This is a genomic window from Scandinavium manionii, from assembly GCF_024764775.1.
In the GTDB taxonomy this organism is placed as follows: domain Bacteria; phylum Pseudomonadota; class Gammaproteobacteria; order Enterobacterales; family Enterobacteriaceae; genus Scandinavium; species Scandinavium manionii.
The window spans coordinates 1-17,658 of record NZ_JALIGC010000038.1 but is presented as its reverse complement, the minus strand read 5'-3'; the positions used below and the strand labels follow the sequence as shown (position 1 = coordinate 17,658).

Here is a 17,658-nt window from a genome sequence, read left to right as displayed (position 1 = left end):
TCTGAAGATGGCTGAACCACGTTTCGTACACCTGCGGGTGCATAGCGACTACTCCATGATTGATGGGCTGGCGAAGACCGGGCCGCTGGTGAAAAAGGCGGCCGCTCTCGGCATGCCTGCGCTGGCGATCACCGACTTCACCAACCTCTGCGGCCTGGTGAAGTTTTACGGCGCGGGTCACGGAGCCGGTCTAAAGCCGATTATCGGTGCGGATTTCCACGTTCAAAGCGAGCTGTTTGCCGATGAACTGACACAGCTGACGGTCATTGCCAGCAATAACGAAGGCTATCAGAACCTGACGTTGCTGATTTCACGCGCCTATCAGCGTGGGTACGGCGCACAAGGGCCGTATATCGACAGAGACTGGCTGGTCGAGCAGAAAGAAGGGCTGATCCTGCTGTCCGGCGCACGAATGGGCGATGTGGGCCGGGCATTGTTGCGCGGCAACATGGCGCTGGCCGAACAGTGTGCGGCGTTTTATCAGGAGCATTTCCCGGATCGCTACTATCTGGAACTGATCCGTACTGGTCGTCAGGACGAAGAAAATTACCTGCACGCGGCGGTAAAACTGGCTGAAGAGCGTGGTTTACCTGTCGTAGCAACCAACGACGTGCGGTTTATCGATGCCAGCGACTTTGACGCGCATGAAATTCGCGTGGCCATTCACGACGGTTTCACGCTCGACGATCCTAAGCGCCCGCGCAACTATTCTGCGCAGCAGTACATGCGTAACGAAGACGAGATGTGCGAGCTGTTTTCCGATATTCCGGAAGCGCTGATCAATACCGTTGAAATCGCTAAACGCTGCAACGTCACCGTCCGTCTCGGTGAATACTTCCTGCCGCAGTTCCCGACCGGGGATATGACCACCGAAGATTTCCTCGTCGTGAAATCGAAAGAAGGTCTGGAAGATCGTCTTGAATTCCTGTTCCCGGACCCGGCCGTACGCGCTGAAAAACGCCCGCCGTACGATGAACGTCTGGACATCGAACTTCAGGTTATCAACCAGATGGGGTTCCCGGGCTACTTCCTTATCGTCATGGAATTTATCCAGTGGTCGAAGGATAACGGCGTGCCGGTAGGCCCGGGACGTGGTTCCGGTGCAGGCTCGCTGGTGGCGTACGCGCTGAAAATTACCGACCTCGATCCGCTGGAATTCGACCTGCTGTTCGAACGTTTCCTTAACCCGGAACGTGTATCCATGCCCGACTTCGACGTTGACTTCTGTATGGAGAAACGCGATCAGGTAATCGAACACGTAGCGGAAATGTACGGTCGTGACGCGGTATCGCAGATTATTACCTTCGGTACGATGGCGGCGAAAGCGGTTATCCGCGACGTGGGCCGCGTGCTCGGCCACCCGTATGGTTTCGTTGACAGAATATCCAAACTGGTGCCGCCCGACCCGGGCATGACGCTTGCCAAAGCCTTTGAAGCTGAACCCCAGTTGCCGGAAATCTACGAGGCAGATGAAGAAGTTCGCGGGCTGATTGATATGGCTCGTCAGCTCGAAGGGGTCACCCGTAACGCCGGTAAGCACGCTGGGGGCGTGGTTATCGCGCCGACTAAAATTACCGACTTTGCCCCGCTGTACTGCGATGAATCCGGGCTTCATCCGGTGACCCAGTTCGATAAAAACGACGTGGAATATGCCGGGCTGGTGAAGTTTGACTTCCTGGGGCTGCGTACGCTGACGATCATCGACTGGGCGTTGAAGATGATCAACCCGCGCCGGGCGAAGCAGGGCTTAGAGCCGATTGATATCGCCGCTATCCCGTTGGAAGATAAGAAAAGCTTCGACATGCTGCAACGCTCGGAAACCACGGCGGTGTTCCAGCTTGAATCTCGCGGCATGAAAGACCTGATCAAGCGTCTGCAGCCTGACTGCTTCGAAGATATGATAGCCCTGGTGGCCCTGTTCCGTCCGGGGCCGCTGCAGTCCGGCATGGTAGATAACTTTATCGACCGTAAGCACGGGCGCGAAGAGATTTCCTATCCTGACGTACAATGGCAGCACGAAAGCCTGAAACCTGTACTGGAGCCAACCTACGGTATCATCCTGTACCAGGAACAGGTGATGCAGATTGCCCAGGTACTGTCAGGTTATACCCTCGGCGGTGCGGATATGCTGCGTCGTGCTATGGGTAAGAAAAAGCCCGAAGAGATGGCCAAGCAGCGTGGCACGTTCGAAGAAGGCGCAATCAATAACGGCGTCGACGGCGAACTGTCGATGAAAATCTTCGACCTGGTGGAAAAATTCGCCGGATACGGTTTTAACAAATCGCACTCCGCGGCCTACGCACTGGTCTCTTACCAGACGCTGTGGCTGAAGGCGCACTATCCGGCTGAGTTTATGGCGGCGGTCATGACCGCGGATATGGATAACACCGAGAAAGTCGTCGGGTTGGTGGATGAATGCTGGCGCATGGGGCTGAAAATTCTGCCGCCGGATATTAACTCCGGGCTGTATCATTTCCACGTCAATGACGAAGGAGAAATCGTGTACGGTATCGGCGCAATTAAAGGCGTCGGCGAAGGCCCGATTGAAGCGATTCTTGAAGCACGTAACGAAGGCGGTTATTTCCGCGAGCTGTTTGACCTCTGCGCCCGTGTAGACACCAAAAAGCTCAACAAACGTGTGCTGGAGAAACTGATCATGTCCGGGGCCTTTGACCGCCTCGGACCGCACCGCGCGGCGTTGGCAAACTCGCTGCCTGACGCATTAAAAGCGGCAGATCAGCATGCCAAAGCCGAAGCCATCGGCCAGGCGGATATGTTCGGCGTTCTGGCCGATGAGCCGGAGCAGGTGGAACAGTCCTACGCCAGCTGCCAGCCGTGGCCGGAACAAATCGTACTGGATGGCGAACGGGAAACGTTGGGCTTATACCTGACCGGCCACCCGATCACCCAGTATCTCAGAGAAATTGAGCGCTATGTCGGCGGCCTGAGGCTTAAAGACATGCATCCGACCGATCGTGGTAAAGTGACCACGGCGGCGGGGCTCGTGATTGCTTCGCGGGTAATGGTCACCAAGCGAGGCAATCGTATCGGCATCTGTACGCTGGATGACCGTTCCGGGCGGCTGGAGGTGATGTTGTTCACCGACGCGCTGGATAAATACCAGCATTTGCTGGAAAAAGACCGCATACTTATCGTCAGCGGACAGGTCAGCTTTGATGACTTCAGCGGGGGGCTTAAAATGACCGCCCGTGAAGTTATGGACATTGACGAAGCCCGGGAAAAATATGCTCGCGGGCTTGCTATCTCGCTGACGGACAGGCAAATTGATGACCAGCTTTTAAACCGTCTCCGTCAGTCTCTGGAACCCCATCGTTCGGGGACAATTCCAGTACATCTCTACTATCAGAGGGCGGATGCACGCGCACGGCTGCGCTTTGGCGCGACCTGGCGTGTTTCTCCGAGCGACCGTTTACTGAACGAGTTGCGTGGCCTCATTGGGTCGGAGCAGGTGGAACTGGAGTTTGACTAATACAGGAATACTATGAGTCTGAATTTCCTTGATTTCGAACAGCCGATTGCAGAGCTGGAAGCGAAAATCGATTCTCTGACCGCCGTGGGCCGTCAGGATGAAAAACTGGATATTAACATCGACGAAGAAGTGCATCGTCTGCGTGAAAAAAGCGTAGAACTGACACGTAAAATTTTCGCCGATCTTGGTGCATGGCAAGTGGCCCAACTGGCACGCCATCCGCAGCGCCCATATACCCTGGATTATCTGCGCCTGGCGTTCGATGAGTTTGACGAGCTGGCGGGCGATCGTGCCTATGCCGACGACAAAGCTATCATCGGCGGTATCGCACGTCTGGAAGGGCGCCCGGTGATGGTCATTGGCCATCAGAAAGGCCGTGAAACCAAAGAGAAAATCCGCCGCAACTTCGGTATGCCGGCTCCGGAAGGTTACCGTAAAGCGCTGCGCCTGATGGAAATGGCTGAACGCTTCAAAATGCCTATCGTGACCTTCATCGACACCCCGGGCGCATACCCTGGCGTGGGCGCGGAAGAGCGCGGTCAGTCTGAAGCGATCGCCCGCAACCTGCGTGAAATGTCTCGCCTGAAGGTGCCGGTAATCTGCACCGTAATTGGTGAAGGCGGCTCCGGTGGTGCACTGGCGATCGGCGTGGGCGATAAAGTGAATATGCTGCAATACAGCACCTATTCCGTTATCTCTCCGGAAGGTTGCGCCTCCATTCTGTGGAAAAGCGCTGACAAAGCGCCACTGGCTGCTGAAGCCATGGGCATCATCGCGCCGCGTCTGAAAGAGCTGAAGCTTATCGATACCGTTATCCCGGAACCACTGGGTGGCGCACATCGTAAGCCGGAAGCGATGGCTGCCAGCCTGAAAGCCCAGCTGTTGGCCGATCTGGAAGATCTGGACGTGCTGAGCACCGAAGACCTGCTCAACCGTCGCTACCAGCGACTGATGAGCTACGGCTACGCGTAAGCGTATAGAGTGCTCCGAAAAAGCCACACACTGTGTGGCTTTTTTTATACCTGCGGTTCAGCTGCGCTATGATTAGCACAGGTTTTTTTCCAGGAGGAATGCGTGAATATCATCGCCATCATGGGGCCGCACGGCGTCTACCATAAAGATCAGCCGGTTAAGGACCTGGAAGCGTCGCTGACGCAGCAGGGATTCAAAATTATCTGGCCGCAAAACAGCGCTGACCTAATCAAGTTCATTGAGCAGAATCCGCGAATCTGCGGGGTTATCTTCGACTGGGATGAATACGGTGAAGAGCTGTGCCGCGATATCAATCAGCTCAACGAATATTTGCCGCTCTATGCATTTATCAACACCCATTCCACGCTGGATGTCAGCGTCAACGATATGCGCATGGCGCTGTGGTTCTTTGAGTACGCGCTGGGTGCGGAAGAAGACATCGCCACGCGTATACGCCAGTACACCACCGAATACCTCGACAATATCACCCCGCCGTTTACCCGGGCGCTGTTTAATTATGTCAAAGAGGGGAAATATACCTTCTGTACGCCAGGACACATGGCGGGCACGGCATATCAAAAAAGCCCGGTAGGCTGCCTGTTTTACGATTTCTTCGGCGGAAATACCCTGAAGGCGGATGTCTCGATATCGGTGACTGAGTTGGGCTCGCTGCTCGATCATACCGGCCCGCATCTGGAAGCGGAAGAGTATATCGCGCGTACGTTTGGTGCCGAGCAGAGCTACATGGTAACCAACGGCACGTCGACGTCGAACAAAATCGTTGGCATGTATGCAGCGCCGACGGGAAGTACGCTGCTGATTGACCGCAACTGTCATAAGTCGCTGGCGCATTTACTGATGATGAGTGACGTAGTGCCGCTGTGGCTGAAGCCAACCCGTAATGCGCTCGGTATTCTGGGCGGGATCCCGAAGCGGGAGTTTACCCGCGACAGCATCAGGCAAAAAGTCAGCGCCACTTTTGGGGCGGAATGGCCAGTTCACGCGGTTATTACCAATTCCACCTATGACGGCCTGCTGTATAACACCACCTGGATTAAAGAGACCCTCGACGTGCCGTCGATTCACTTTGATTCTGCGTGGGTGCCGTACACCAATTTTCATGCGATTTATGACGGCAAAAGCGGGATGAGTGGCGATCGCGTGCCGGGCAAAGTTATCTACGAAACGCAGTCCACGCATAAAATGCTGGCGGCGCTGTCGCAGGCATCGCTTATCCACATCAAAGGCGACTATGATGAAGATACCTTCAATGAAGCCTTCATGATGCACACCTCGACGTCGCCGAGTTACCCGATTGTAGCCTCGATTGAAACCGCCGCGGCGATGCTGCGTGGAAATCCGGGCAAGCGCCTGATTAACCGTTCTGTTGAACGCGCGCTGCATTTCCGTAAAGAGGTGCAACGTCTGCGCGAAGAGTCTGACGGTTGGTTCTTTGACATCTGGCAGCCGGAAAAGGTGGATGAAGCCGAATGCTGGCCGGTATCGCCTGGGGAAGACTGGCACGGATTTGCCGACGCCGATGCGGATCATATGTACCTCGATCCGGTGAAAGTCACGATCCTGACACCGGGGATGGACGAGCAAGGCAACATGAGCGAAGAGGGGATCCCAGCGGCGCTGGTGGCGAAATTCCTCGATGAGCGAGGTGTGGTGGTTGAGAAAACCGGGCCGTATAATTTGCTGTTCCTGTTCAGCATCGGGATCGACAAAACCCGGGCGATGGGCCTGCTGCGTGGCCTGACGGAGTTTAAACGCTCCTACGATCTGAATTTGCGGGTCAAAAACATGCTGCCGGATCTGTATGCTGAAGATCCTGATTTCTATCGCAACATGCGCATTCAGGATCTGGCTCGGGGGATCCACAAGCTTATCTGCCAGCATCAGCTTTCGCATCTGATGCTGCGCGCGTTCGACGTACTGCCGGAAATGAAAATGACGCCGCACAAAGCCTGGCAGCGGCAGATCAAAGGTGAGGTGGAAACAATCCAGATAGAGCAGCTAGTGGGCCGCGTTTCGGCTAACATGATCCTGCCGTATCCGCCGGGTGTTCCGTTGCTAATGCCGGGAGAGGTGATCACCGAGGAAAGCCGGGCGGTGCTCGATTTCCTGCTGATGCTGTGCTCCATTGGACGTCATTATCCTGGCTTTGAAACCGACATCCACGGCGCGAAGCGTGATGAAGAGGGCGTGTACTGGGTACGAGTCTTAAAAGAGGCCTGATGTCTTGCGTCAGGCGGCTCGCCGCAGGTAACGTGCTGCGGATATCAATAAGGAGAAAACATGCTGGGTTTAAAACAGGTTCACCACATCGCCATCATCGCAAGCAACTACGCCAGGAGTAAGGCGTTCTACTGCGATATTTTGGGTTTCACCCTGCAGGGCGAGTTTTATCGTGAAGAGCGCGATTCCTGGAAAGGCGATTTGGCGCTTAACGGCCAGTACACTATCGAGCTATTTTCTTTTCCGTTTCCACCTGCACGTCCTTCACGCCCTGAAGCGTGCGGTCTGCGCCATCTGGCCTTTAGTGTGGATGACCTTGATGCTTCCGTTGCCCATCTCGAAAGCCATGGCGTGAAATGTGAGGCGATTCGTATTGATCCGTTTACCGACCGCCGCTTTACTTTCTTTAGCGATCCGGACGGACTGCCGCTGGAGCTGTATCAGCAATAACTCATGAGCCTGAAATCTGTCATCGATGCGTTACAACCTTATCGACATTTTCTGGTCGCCTTCAGCGGCGGCCTGGATTCGACGGTGCTTTTGCACCAGTTGGCGTGCTGGCGAGAGCAATCACCTGATGTCACGCTACGCGCTATCCACATTCATCATGGGTTGAGTGCGAACGCTGACTCCTGGGTGGCGCATTGTCAGCAGATTTGTACCGGGCTGAAAGTTCCGCTGGACGTGGTAAGGGTAACGCTGGCAGACGAAGGGCTTGGTGTAGAAGCTCACGCCCGTGAAGCGCGCTACGACGCCTTCCGTGCGGCATTGCAGCCGGGCGAAGCGCTGGTCACGGCGCAGCATTTAGACGATCAGTGTGAAACGCTGCTGTTGGCGCTCAAGCGTGGCAGTGGTCCGGCGGGGCTGTCGGGCATGTATGTAGAATCGGCCTTTGCTGGAACGACGCTACTGCGCCCATTGCTCAACCTGCGTAGAGAAGCGCTTGAGCAGTGGGCTGCCAAACACCGGTTACGCTGGATTGAAGATGAAAGTAATGGCGACGACGCTTATGATCGTAACTTCCTGCGCCTGCGGGTAGTGCCGCTCCTGACGGAACGTTGGCCGCATTTTGCCGAAGCGGCGGCACGCAGCGCGGCGTTGTGCGGTGAGCAGGAACACTTACTGGATGAGCTGCTGGCTGAAGAACTGGCCACGCTTACCGGTGCGCAAGGACAGCTTGCAATCGAACCGCTGTTGAAGGTGAGCGATTCCCGCCGCGGGGCGTTGCTTCGTCGCTGGCTGGCGGGGCATCAGGCGATGATGCCTTCGCGTGCGATGCTGGAGCGAATCTGGCGGGAAGTGGCGCTGGCGCGTGATGATGCGAATCCGCTGGTGCGCCTGGGCGATTTCGAGGTTCGACGCTATCAGCAGCAGCTGTGGTGGGTCCCGACGTACGAACGGCAAAATGCCACGCAGCTGGAGTGGGCTGATATTGCTCAACCGCTGCCGCTACCCAATGGTGATACGCTTCGATTCAGTGAGGGAGCTGAGATCCGCGCGCCAAATGTCGATGAGCACGTCAGCGTGCGTTACACCGCGTCCGGCACGTTGCATATTGTTGGGCGCAGCGGGGGGCGTAAGCTCAAAAAAATCTGGCAGGAGCTGGGCGTCGCGCCGTGGTTGAGAGAAACCACACCGCTGCTTTTTTATAATGAGACGTTAATTGCAGCGGCGGGATACTTTGTGACGCTCGACGGGCAGTGCAGGGAAGGGGAAGTTGGTTTGGCAATGATCAGACAAAAAAACGGGCAGTAGCACTGCCCGTCTGCGGATTACTCTTCGCTTACCACCACGGTACCGATATCCGGGTGGCTAAAGCTGGCTATCTTGTCAAGTCGCAGCTCGCGGCTTTCGCCTGAGGTTTCAATGACAAGGTACTCAACGTTTTTGCGTGAGACTAGATCGTTTGCTTTCGCCTTCAGCACTTCGCCATCTTTCAGCTCCAGCGCCAAAACGAGATGGTTCTGACAGGCGAGCTCGAGATTGTCATAGTCATCACAGTTGATGGGTTGATAAGACTCATTCATTGACATAATCGCTCACCAGTAAGTTTGCCGCCGCAAAGGCCGCTTTTTCCCTGACCGACTCTGAAATCGCGTCATCTGACGCCACTTCATTTAATACTTTTAGCACACATCCCAGCGAATCAGGTATATATCCCAGGTCTCCGCTGGCGATTTCCGCATACCGCTTGCGTATTAACTCACAATACTTTTCCACATGCCCTCCTGTCAGCGCTCTGACTTAACTGTGGGATGCAAGTTTAAGCCTACGAAGATAAACTCTGTTTAGCAAGGTGACTATACCATACTCATTTAAGCAATATCAGCAGGATGAGCTGTCTTGCGGTGAATTGGCGACAGCCTTTTGCGGCTGATTTCGGTACAATGGCCGCCAATTTTCAGGAGTAAAATCATGGCGCTGAAAGCGACAATTTATAAAGCGATGGTCAATGTTGCCGACCTCGACCGTAACCAATTTCTCGATGCCAGCCTGACGCTGGCACGGCATCCGTCAGAAACCGAAGAGCGCATGATGCTGCGCCTGCTGGCATGGATCATGTATGCCGACGATCGTCTGCAGTTTACCCGTGGTCTGAGTGCGGATGACGAGCCGGAAGTGTGGCTGCTCAACGACCACTTGGGTATCGACCTGTGGATTGAACTCGGTTTACCCGAAGAACGCCGCATTAAGAAAGCCTGTTCGCGTTCGAAGCAGGTAGCGCTGTTCACCTACAACAGCCGTGCCGCGGAAATCTGGTGGCAGCAAAATCAGTCCGCGCTGGCCGGGTTCAAAAACCTGAGCATCTGGTACTTTGACGATACGCAACTGTCGCAGCTGACGGCGTTTGCGGCGCGCAATATGTCACTCCAGGCTACGCTTCAGGAAGGTACGCTGTGGCTGTCCGACGATCAGAATAATCTGGAAATCGTCCCAACCTGCTGGCAGCAGCCGAAATGATTGTTATCTCCCAGTCGGTGTCTCTGGGCGACGAAGAGGTGGAGATCACCGCGATTCGTGCGCAGGGCAACGGCGGGCAGAACGTGAATAAGACCTCAACGGCAATTCACCTGCGCTTTGACATTCGGGCCTCCAGCCTGCCAGAGTATTACAAAGAGCGACTGTTGGCCGCCAGCCACCACCTGATTACCGCCGATGGCGTGATAATCATTAAGTCGCAGGAATATCGCAGTCAGGAAATGAACCGTGAAGCGGCCGTCGCGCGGCTGGTCTCGGTGATTCAGACCCTGACCGTTGTACAAAAACACCGTCGGGCAACGCGCCCAACGCGGGCATCGAAAGAGCGCCGGCTGGCGTCTAAGTCGCAGAAGTCATCGGTAAAAGCGATGCGCGGCAAAGTCCGGAGTTCCGGGGACTGACCCCAAATTGAGCCACATAAGGAAATTAAGGTGAAGAAGGTACTGGTGACCCTCGCAGCGATTAGCATGCTTTGCGCATTGCCTGGCTGTAATAACCGTTCAGATGAACAGACGTTAAAAACAGCGCAGAACATCGCTCTGCAACCAATGCAGCAAAGCTGGCGTGGCGTTCTGCCATGCGCTGATTGCGAAGGGATTGAAACGTCGCTGTTCCTGGAAAAAGACGGTACTTGGGTGATGAATGAGCGTTATCAGGGCGTTACGCGTGAGCCTTCATCGTTCGGTTCCTACGGTACATGGGCCCGCACGGCTGAAAAGCTGGTGCTGACCGACAGCAAAGGCGAGAAGTCTTACTATCGTGCGAAAGGCGATAAGCTGGAAATGCTGGACAGCGAAGGCAATCCGATTGTCTCGTCGCTGAATTACACGCTGGAGCCGGTGAAATCCAGCCTGCCAATCACGCCAATGGCGATGCGCGGGATGTATATCTACATGGCGGATGCAGCCGTCTTTACCGATTGCGCGACGGGCAAACGTGTGGCGGTGGCGAATAACGCCCAGCTGGAACGTGATTATGCTGCTGCGCGTGGCACGGAAAGCAAGCCTGTGCTTCTGACCGTTGAAGGGCATTTCACGCTGGAAGCGAATCCGGATACTGGCGAACAGGTGAAAACCCTGAAAGCCGATAAAGACGCGAAGTTCATGCCTGGTAAAGCGTGCGGTAACTGAAGCAGAACGTAAACTGCAGATAAAAAAATGCCAGCCGCATAATGGGCTGGCATTTTTTATGCCTGAAGGACGGCAGACTTAGCCTTTAATCGACTGAACCAGGTAGTTGAGGATATCCCCGGTTTTGATCATCTGCTTCTCGCCGTTACGACGGTATTTGTATTCAATTTCGTCGCTGTCGAGGTTACGGTCGCCGATGACCACGGTATGTGGAATACCGATCAGTTCCATATCAGCAAACATCACGCCCGGACGCTCTTTACGATCATCCATCAGCACTTCAATACCCTGAGCGCGTAGCTCGGCGTACAGTTTCTCTGCCAGTTCCTGAACGCGATAGGATTTGTGCATGTTCATTGGCAGGATTGCAACCTGGAACGGAGCAATGTTGTCCGGCCAAACGATACCGCGCTCGTCGTGGTTCTGCTCGATAGCTGCTGCAACCACGCGGGTCACACCGATACCGTAACAGCCCATGGTCAGAGTCTGGTTACGACCGTCTTCACCCTGCACCGAGGCTTTCATCGCTTCGGAATACTTGGTCCCGAGCTGGAAGATGTGACCGACTTCGATCCCGCGTTTGATAAGCAGCGTGCCTTGACCGTCTGGGCTTGGATCGCCTGCCACCACATTACGGATATCAGCCACTTCCGGAGTCGCTACATCGCGGTCCCAGTTGATGCCGAAGTAGTGTTTACCGTCGATGTTTGCGCCAGCGGCGAAATCGCTCATTGCGGCAACGGTACGGTCAATAACCACTGGAATGGTCATGTTGACCGGGCCGAGGGAACCCGGGCCGGCATCGACGATGGCACGAATTTCAGCCTCGGTTGCGAAAGTGAGCGGGCTGGCAACCTGGGCCAGTTTTTCTGCTTTAACTTCGTTCAGTTCATGATCGCCACGCACCAGCAGGGCTACCAGCGGGTACGCGCTGTCTTCAACTGCTTTCACCAGCAGAGTTTTAACGGTTTTCTCAACCGGAAGATTGAACTGCTCAACCAGCTCGGCGATGGTTTTTGCGTTCGGCGTTTCAACCAGCGTCATTTCCTGGGTAGCCGCCGCACGCGGTGCTTTTGGTGCCAGTGCTTCAGCAAACTCAATGTTTGCTGCGAAGTCTGAGGTGTCAGAGAAGATAACGTCATCTTCACCGCTGGACGCCAGTACCTGGAATTCGTGAGATGCGCTACCGCCGATAGAACCGGTATCTGCCTGAACAGCACGGAAATCCAGACCCATACGGCTGAAGATTTTGCTGTAAGCCGCGTACATCGCGTCATACGTTTCCTGCAGGGATTCCTGAGACGTATGGAACGAGTAGGCGTCTTTCATGATGAATTCACGGGAGCGCATCACACCAAAACGGGGACGAACTTCATCGCGGAATTTGGTCTGGATCTGATAGAAGTTCAGCGGCAGCTGTTTGTAAGAGCTCAGCTCGTTACGAATCAGGTCGGTGATGACTTCTTCATGCGTTGGGCCGAGAACAAATGGACGATCGCCGCGATCGACAAAACGCAGTAGCTCAGGACCGTATTGCTCCCAGCGACCGCTCTCCTGCCACAGGTCAGCAGGCTGAACCACGGGCATGGACACCTCGATTGCACCGGCGTTATCCATTTCTTCACGCACGATGTTTTCGACTTTTTTCAGGACGCGCAGGCCGGTCGGCAGCCAGGTGTACAACCCGGAAGCGAGCTTACGAATCATCCCGGCGCGCAGCATCAGCTGGTGGCTGATAACCTCGGCATCGGCAGGTGTCTCCTTCAGCGTGGAGAGCAAGTATTGACTAGTACGCATGTTATTACGGTTCCATTTGAACGATCGACACTGGCGGGAAAGCCCGCCAGATACAAAAAAAGTGGTTTAGTTTATCAGCCTGGCAGAGTTGTCAAAAGAGAGGAGAAGAAAATTAGCGCGCTTCCAGAGCAAAGACTTCGAACCCGGCGTCGGTGACGCGCCAGCGAACGTTAAAATCATGCAGCCAGACGGCGTAAGTTTTTCCTGTCTCCTCCCCTTTACGGTAGGCCGGACGCGGGTCCTGAGCCAGTACATCCATTATAAAGGCGCGAAGATGAGGATAACGCTTTTCAAGTGACGGAAATGCGCTGTCGAGTTCTGCGCTGAAACTGACGTTCACGCTGGCAACCGGTGCCTGCTGCGCGTAGCTCGCCTGGGCATCCGGTAGCGCTTCAACAAACGGCAGATACGGTTTGATATCCACGACCGGCGTGCCGTCTACTAAGTCCAGACTGCCAAGTTGCAGAATGACCTGATCTTTATGACAGCGAATGTCTTTTAGTTCGACCAGTGACATCCCGACAGGGTTAGGACGGAAAGTGGACCGGGTTGCAAACACGCCCAATCTTGCATTTCCGCCAAGACGGGGAGGGCGAACGGTCGGACGCCAACCGCCTTCCATGGTTTGATGAAACACGAACAGCACCCAGAGGTGGCTGAAGGCTTCAAGACCGCGAACGGCATCTGGCTGATTATAGGGGGGCAGCAAGTGAAGTTCGCCGTTACCGTGTTGCACCAGACCAGGCTGGCGCGGGACGGCAAACTTCTCTTTATACGGCGAGCGGATAACGCCTATCTGCTCAAAGGAAAATGCACTCATTTCGCCGAAACGTTGAGGGCGCTTCCGAGGCAAACGGCCTGGCGATAGCAGCCTGGCGTGCCGCTGGTGATTTCACAGCTATGCAGCAGAACCGCGTTGGCTTTCATTTTGGCCGCGTTAATTTGCAGACGCTTGCGGGCGGTTGGGATATTCGGTGGAGAATCCTGGTTTGATGCCTGGCAGGATTCGCCACTGACTTCGCCGAGATCGCGGAACGGTTTGCCAAGCAGGTCTTCGGCGCTGTTATAGATTTTTACCGGGGCAGGGCGCGGTGCTTTCGGTTTGGCAGTCTCGGTTTTTGGCTGAGTTGCGGTGCTTTGTACAGGTTCTACGGGAGATCTGTTTAACATGGAACAGCCGCTCAGGATGAGCGCTACAAAACAGATCGGTAAAGCACGCATAGTATTTCCTCAATGTATTAAAAAGCCGAACTTATTGAATCAGCTGCCCGCCAAAATGACAAGACGGGCAAAAGCCCGTCCTGAATGATATTACTTTGTGAAAAGATTACCAGCCTTTAACCGCGCCACCGTTGAAGATCTTGTTGGCGGCTTCGTAGACTTCGTCAGACTGATACGCTTCAACGAATTTCTTCACGTTTTCCGCGTCTTTGTTGTCTTCACGGCTCACGATCAGGTTTACGTACGGGGAATCTTTGTCTTCAACAAAGATGCCGTCTTTTGCCGGGGTCAGGCCAATCTGGCTTGCGTAAGTGGTGTTGATAACGGCCAGTGCAATCTGAGCATCGTCGAGGGAGCGCGGCAGCTGCGGGGCTTCCAGCTCAACAATTTTCAGGTTTTTTGGGTTCTCGGTAATGTCCAGAGAGGTTGGCAGCAGACCAACACCTTCTTTCAGTTTGATCAGGCCCACTTTCTGCAGCAGCAGCAAGGAACGACCGAGGTTGGTTGGATCGTTAGGCACGGCAACCTGAGAACCAGGCTGGAGTTCGTCCAGAGATTTGATTTTTTTGGAGTAACCAGCAATTGGGTAAACGAAGGTGCTGCCGACCGGAACCAGTTTGTAGCCGCGATCTTTGATTTGCTGGTCCAGGTATGGTTTGTGCTGGAAGGCGTTGGCGTCGATGTCGCCTTTGCTCAGCGCTTCGTTCGGCAGAACGTAGTCGTTGAAGGTCACGAGTTCAACGTCAAGGCCATACTTCTCTTTTGCTACTTTCTGAGCAACTTCAGCAACCTGCTGCTCTGCACCCACGATCACACCGACTTTAATATGGTTAGGGTCTTTTTGATCCGGACCACAACCCACCAGTGCCAGAGAACCAATCAGGGCACCCACGGCCGCAAAGGTTTTTAACTTGAACGCCATTTTCTTTCCTTAACTCTTAGAGTTGTATGTTGTGTGTAACGTTACTTGTGAGTGACAGCCCGGACGATGCGATCGCCAGAGAATTGAATTAAATAAACCAGAACAACCAGTAATACCAGCACGGTGTTCATTACCGTAGCGTTATAGCCGATGTAACCGTACTGATAGCCAATCTGACCCAGACCACCGGCACCGACGGCACCGCCCATCGCCGAGTAGCCGACCAGAGTGATGAGCGTAATGGTGGCCGCGTTCACCAGACCCGGCAGCGCTTCTGGCAACAGGACTTTGCGAACGATCTGCATGACCGTTGCACCCATTGCGCGGGAAGCTTCAATCAGGCCGGTCGGGATTTCCAGCAGGGCGTTTTCCACCATACGGGCGATAAACGGTGCTGCACCTACGGTCAGCGGAACGATCGCTGCCTGCAGGCCGATAGAGGTCCCGACAATCACGCGGGTAAATGGAATCATCCATACCAGCAGGATAATGAATGGAATCGAACGGAAGATATTCACCATCGCAGAGAGGATGCTGTACAGCTTCACGTTCTCAGCAATCTGGCCAGGACGAGTGACATACAGCAGCACGCCCACAGGCAGACCCAATACGAAACCAAAGAAACCGGAAACAAAGGTCATTGCCAACGTTTCCCAGACGCCACGCGCCAGTAACCACATCATCGGCTCAGACATAACCCAGTACCTCTACTTTCACATGGTGTTCCTGCAGCCAGGCAATGGCGGCTTGTGTATCTTGTTGTGTACCGTGCATTTCAGTCAGCATGATGCCGAACTTCACGCCACCGGCGTAATCCATCTGTGCACTAATAATGTTGTTATTCACATTAAAGCGGCGGGCGGTTTCTGACAGCAGAGGTGCATCAACGGACTGGCCGGTAAATTCCATACGCAGCATTGGCACGCTGTCCGCCAGCTGTTCTGGTTTCAGGCGAGTCAGATAGTCTTCCGGAATGTCCAGGTGCAGCGTGGACTGAATGAATTGTTGCGCCAGTGGCGTTTTCGGATGAGAGAACACTTCACTCACCGTATCCTGCTCAATCAGCTCACCGTTACTGATAACCGCCACGCAGTCACAGATACGCTTAACCACGTCCATTTCGTGCGTGATCAATAGAATGGTCAGGCCGAGACGACGGTTAATGTCTTTCAACAGTTCGAGAATAGAACGGGTAGTAGCCGGATCCAGTGCGCTGGTGGCTTCATCACACAGCAGAACTTTTGGATTGCTTGCCAGCGCACGGGCGATGGCCACACGCTGTTTCTGACCACCGGAAAGGTTTGCCGGGTAGCTGTCATGCTTATCTGACAGACCAACCAGCTCCAGCAGTTCCGTCACGCGACGCTTCACTTCTACTTTAGAGGTGTTGTCCAGCTCAAGCGGCAGGGCAACGTTCCCGAAAACGGTACGTGATGCCAGCAGGTTAAAATGCTGGAAAATCATGCCAATCTGGCGACGTGCTTTGGTTAATTGTGACTCGGAAAGGGCAGTTAAGTCCTGCCCATCAACAAGAACGCTTCCCTGGGTTGGGCGCTCGAGTAAATTGACGCAGCGGATCAGCGTGCTTTTACCTGCACCTGATGCTCCGATGACGCCGTAAATTTGCCCGGCAGGCACATGCAGGCTGACGTTATTCAACGCCTGAATGCTTTTATTGCCTTGCTGGAACACTTTGGTGATACTCGAAAGTTTTATCATTAGCTATTTATTATCGTATGGTGATTTGCCGTGGCATTTTCTGCTGCTGTAGCGTGCAGCGACCGTCAATGAAATGGATGTTAAGGCATCCAGACGTCTAAATCAATCCGGGAGGGTAATAATGAGCACTTTCTTGGCGCAGGAAAAATGAGATACTAGCGGCACAAGCCTTACTCAGGAGCAAACCGGTGGCAAAAACCGTACCCGCTATTTTTTTAGACCGTGATGGCACTATTAATGTCGATCACGGTTACGTCCACGAAATCGACGCATTCGAATTTATCGATGGCGCCATTGACGCTATGCGTGAGCTAAAAGAGATGGGCTATGCGCTGGTGTTGGTGACCAACCAGTCTGGAATTGCGCGTGGCAAATTTACCGAAGCCCAGTTCGAAACATTAACTGAGTGGATGGACTGGTCTCTTGCCGATCGTGGTGTTGACCTGGACGGCATCTATTTCTGTCCGCATCATCCGCAAGGAACAGTAGAAGAGTACCGCCAGGTTTGCGATTGCCGTAAGCCACATCCGGGAATGTTGATTTCTGCCCGTGATTTCCTTCATATCGATATGGACGCCTCCTTTATGGTTGGCGACAAAGTTGAGGATATGCTGGCGGCTGCAGCTGCAGGCGTGGGTACTAAAGTATTAGTGCGTACCGGCAAGCCAGTAACCGAAGAGGCTGAAAATGCAGCAGATTGGGTGCTTGATAGCCTTGCAGCGCTGCCTGCAGCCATCAAAAAGCAGAATAAGTAAGCGTTCAGGTGAAAAGATGAGCGGTTGAAATAAAAATGCATTTTTCCGCTTGTCATTCCTCAGCAGCTCCCTATAATGCGCCTCCATCGACACGGAACATGTGAACAACTTCACAGTGTACCGGCGGCGATGAGAGTTAAAAATCCTGAAATTAAGGGTTGACTCTGAAAGAGGAAAGCGTAATATACGCCACCTCGAGTTAGCAAGCGAAAGCGCGTAACTCACTGCTCTTTAACAATTTATCAGACAATCTGTGTGGGCACTCAAAGTGACATGGATTCTTAAACGTCGAAAGACGCTAAATAGAATACCAAGTCTTATGAGTGAACATACGTAATTCATTACGAAGTTTAATTCATGAGCATCAAACTTAAATTGAAGAGTTTGATCATGGCTCAGATTGAACGCTGGCGGCAGGCCTAACACATGCAA

At 54.0% G+C, this 17,658-nt stretch carries 17 protein-coding genes; 9 read left to right on the top strand and 8 right to left on the bottom strand.

Translation table 11 applies throughout. From position 1 onward, the window contains the following. The first annotated feature begins 7 nt into the window (after window positions 1-7). The 5 genes from dnaE to tilS all read left to right on the top strand — a co-directional run bounded on the left by dnaE (window position 8) and on the right by tilS (window position 8,458). Complete coding sequence (gene dnaE, locus MUU51_RS12015; protein ID WP_258967824.1) at window positions 8-3,490, top strand: DNA polymerase III subunit alpha; 3,483 nt, start codon at window positions 8-10, stop codon at window positions 3,488-3,490. A 12-nt stretch (window positions 3,491-3,502) separates the two neighbouring features. Beyond that, window positions 3,503-4,462, top strand: coding sequence for an acetyl-CoA carboxylase carboxyl transferase subunit alpha (gene accA, locus MUU51_RS12010; RefSeq protein WP_159770867.1), 960 nt, complete (start codon window positions 3,503-3,505; stop codon window positions 4,460-4,462). A gap of 102 nt (window positions 4,463-4,564) precedes the next feature. Beyond that, a complete protein-coding gene (locus tag MUU51_RS12005) occupies window positions 4,565-6,703 on the top strand; it encodes a lysine decarboxylase LdcC (protein ID WP_159770864.1) in 2,139 nt (712 codons plus the stop codon). 60 nt (window positions 6,704-6,763) lie between these two features. After that, window positions 6,764-7,153, top strand: coding sequence for a VOC family protein (locus MUU51_RS12000; RefSeq protein WP_258967823.1), 390 nt, complete (start codon window positions 6,764-6,766; stop codon window positions 7,151-7,153). Between the two features lie 3 nt (window positions 7,154-7,156). Further along, complete coding sequence (gene tilS, locus MUU51_RS11995; RefSeq protein WP_258967822.1) at window positions 7,157-8,458, top strand: tRNA lysidine(34) synthetase TilS; 1,302 nt, start codon at window positions 7,157-7,159, stop codon at window positions 8,456-8,458. A 17-nt stretch (window positions 8,459-8,475) separates the two neighbouring features. On the opposite strand, the gene rof is transcribed toward tilS, so the two are convergent. Together rof and MUU51_RS11985 are read right to left on the bottom strand one after the other, a co-directional pair. Next, on the bottom strand, window positions 8,476-8,736 hold the full coding sequence (rof, locus tag MUU51_RS11990; RefSeq protein ID WP_159770855.1) for a Rho-binding antiterminator: 261 nt from the start codon (window positions 8,734-8,736) through the stop codon (window positions 8,476-8,478). Next, complete coding sequence (locus MUU51_RS11985; protein WP_110510859.1) at window positions 8,723-8,923, bottom strand: YaeP family protein; 201 nt, start codon at window positions 8,921-8,923, stop codon at window positions 8,723-8,725. Before MUU51_RS11985 ends, rof begins: the two co-directional genes overlap by 14 nt. A gap of 195 nt (window positions 8,924-9,118) precedes the next feature. Between MUU51_RS11985 and MUU51_RS11980 the strand changes: the two genes are divergently transcribed. From MUU51_RS11980 to nlpE, 3 genes are read left to right on the top strand one after another with little or no spacing between them, the layout of a single operon-like run. Next, the gene (locus tag MUU51_RS11980; RefSeq protein WP_159770852.1) at window positions 9,119-9,664 is read left to right on the top strand and encodes a YaeQ family protein; all 546 of its coding nucleotides are present in this window, start codon (window positions 9,119-9,121) and stop codon (window positions 9,662-9,664) included. Continuing rightward, a complete protein-coding gene (gene arfB, locus MUU51_RS11975; RefSeq protein WP_159761238.1) occupies window positions 9,661-10,083 on the top strand; it encodes an alternative ribosome rescue aminoacyl-tRNA hydrolase ArfB in 423 nt (140 codons plus the stop codon). Before MUU51_RS11980 ends, arfB begins: the two co-directional genes overlap by 4 nt. 30 nt (window positions 10,084-10,113) lie before the next feature. Next, window positions 10,114-10,812 carry an envelope stress response activation lipoprotein NlpE gene (gene nlpE / locus MUU51_RS11970; RefSeq protein ID WP_258967821.1) on the top strand — a complete coding sequence of 233 codons (699 nt, stop codon included), beginning with the start codon at window positions 10,114-10,116 and terminating at the stop codon, window positions 10,810-10,812. Window positions 10,813-10,890: 78 nt separating this feature from the next. Here nlpE and proS read toward each other — a convergent pair whose 3' ends face one another. The 6 genes from proS to metN form a co-directional block, all read right to left on the bottom strand. After that, window positions 10,891-12,609: a proline--tRNA ligase gene (proS, locus tag MUU51_RS11965; protein WP_258967820.1), complete on the bottom strand. Its 1,719-nt coding sequence runs from the start codon at window positions 12,607-12,609 to the stop codon at window positions 10,891-10,893. 112 nt (window positions 12,610-12,721) lie between these two features. Beyond that, the gene (gene tsaA / locus MUU51_RS11960; RefSeq protein WP_258967819.1) at window positions 12,722-13,429 is read right to left on the bottom strand and encodes a tRNA (N6-threonylcarbamoyladenosine(37)-N6)-methyltransferase TrmO; all 708 of its coding nucleotides are present in this window, start codon (window positions 13,427-13,429) and stop codon (window positions 12,722-12,724) included. Then, window positions 13,426-13,830, bottom strand: a complete 405-nt coding sequence (rcsF, locus tag MUU51_RS11955) for an envelope stress sensor lipoprotein RcsF (RefSeq protein ID WP_258967818.1) — start codon at window positions 13,828-13,830, stop codon at window positions 13,426-13,428. Before rcsF ends, tsaA begins: the two co-directional genes overlap by 4 nt. Window positions 13,831-13,936: 106 nt before the next feature. Continuing rightward, window positions 13,937-14,752 (bottom strand): methionine ABC transporter substrate-binding lipoprotein MetQ, encoded by an 816-nt coding sequence (metQ, locus tag MUU51_RS11950; protein WP_159770837.1) that lies wholly within the window; start codon window positions 14,750-14,752, stop codon window positions 13,937-13,939. Window positions 14,753-14,793: 41 nt separating this feature from the next. Further along, a complete protein-coding gene (locus MUU51_RS11945; RefSeq protein ID WP_159770834.1) occupies window positions 14,794-15,447 on the bottom strand; it encodes a methionine ABC transporter permease MetI in 654 nt (217 codons plus the stop codon). Next, a complete protein-coding gene (gene metN, locus MUU51_RS11940) occupies window positions 15,440-16,471 on the bottom strand; it encodes a methionine ABC transporter ATP-binding protein MetN (protein WP_258967817.1) in 1,032 nt (343 codons plus the stop codon). The genes MUU51_RS11945 and metN overlap by 8 nt, the downstream gene beginning before the upstream one ends. Window positions 16,472-16,659: 188 nt before the next feature. Here metN and gmhB point away from each other — a divergent pair, with 188 nt between their 5' ends. Then, entirely contained in the window at window positions 16,660-17,226 is a 567-nt protein-coding gene (gene gmhB / locus MUU51_RS11935; protein WP_159770827.1) for a D-glycero-beta-D-manno-heptose 1,7-bisphosphate 7-phosphatase, read from the top strand. Window positions 17,227-17,658 lie beyond the last annotated feature (432 nt).

Excerpts from the sequence above, each read along its gene's own strand:
- dnaE (WP_258967824.1), top strand. The coding sequence starts at position 8 with ATGGCTGAACCACGTTTCGTACACCTGCGGGTGCATAGCGACTACTCC.
- MUU51_RS11980 (WP_159770852.1), top strand. The coding sequence starts at position 9,119 with ATGGCGCTGAAAGCGACAATTTATAAAGCGATGGTCAATGTTGCCGAC.
- metN (WP_258967817.1), bottom strand. The coding sequence starts at position 16,471 with ATGATAAAACTTTCGAGTATCACCAAAGTGTTCCAGCAAGGCAATAAA.
- MUU51_RS11945 (WP_159770834.1), bottom strand. The coding sequence starts at position 15,447 with ATGTCTGAGCCGATGATGTGGTTACTGGCGCGTGGCGTCTGGGAAACG.
- MUU51_RS12000 (WP_258967823.1), top strand. The coding sequence starts at position 6,764 with ATGCTGGGTTTAAAACAGGTTCACCACATCGCCATCATCGCAAGCAAC.
- arfB (WP_159761238.1), top strand. The coding sequence starts at position 9,661 with ATGATTGTTATCTCCCAGTCGGTGTCTCTGGGCGACGAAGAGGTGGAG.
- tilS (WP_258967822.1), top strand. The coding sequence starts at position 7,157 with ATGAGCCTGAAATCTGTCATCGATGCGTTACAACCTTATCGACATTTT.
- tsaA (WP_258967819.1), bottom strand. The coding sequence starts at position 13,429 with ATGAGTGCATTTTCCTTTGAGCAGATAGGCGTTATCCGCTCGCCGTAT.
- metQ (WP_159770837.1), bottom strand. The coding sequence starts at position 14,752 with ATGGCGTTCAAGTTAAAAACCTTTGCGGCCGTGGGTGCCCTGATTGGT.
- rcsF (WP_258967818.1), bottom strand. The coding sequence starts at position 13,830 with ATGCGTGCTTTACCGATCTGTTTTGTAGCGCTCATCCTGAGCGGCTGT.
- rof (WP_159770855.1), bottom strand. The coding sequence starts at position 8,736 with ATGTCAATGAATGAGTCTTATCAACCCATCAACTGTGATGACTATGAC.
- proS (WP_258967820.1), bottom strand. The coding sequence starts at position 12,609 with ATGCGTACTAGTCAATACTTGCTCTCCACGCTGAAGGAGACACCTGCC.
- accA (WP_159770867.1), top strand. The coding sequence starts at position 3,503 with ATGAGTCTGAATTTCCTTGATTTCGAACAGCCGATTGCAGAGCTGGAA.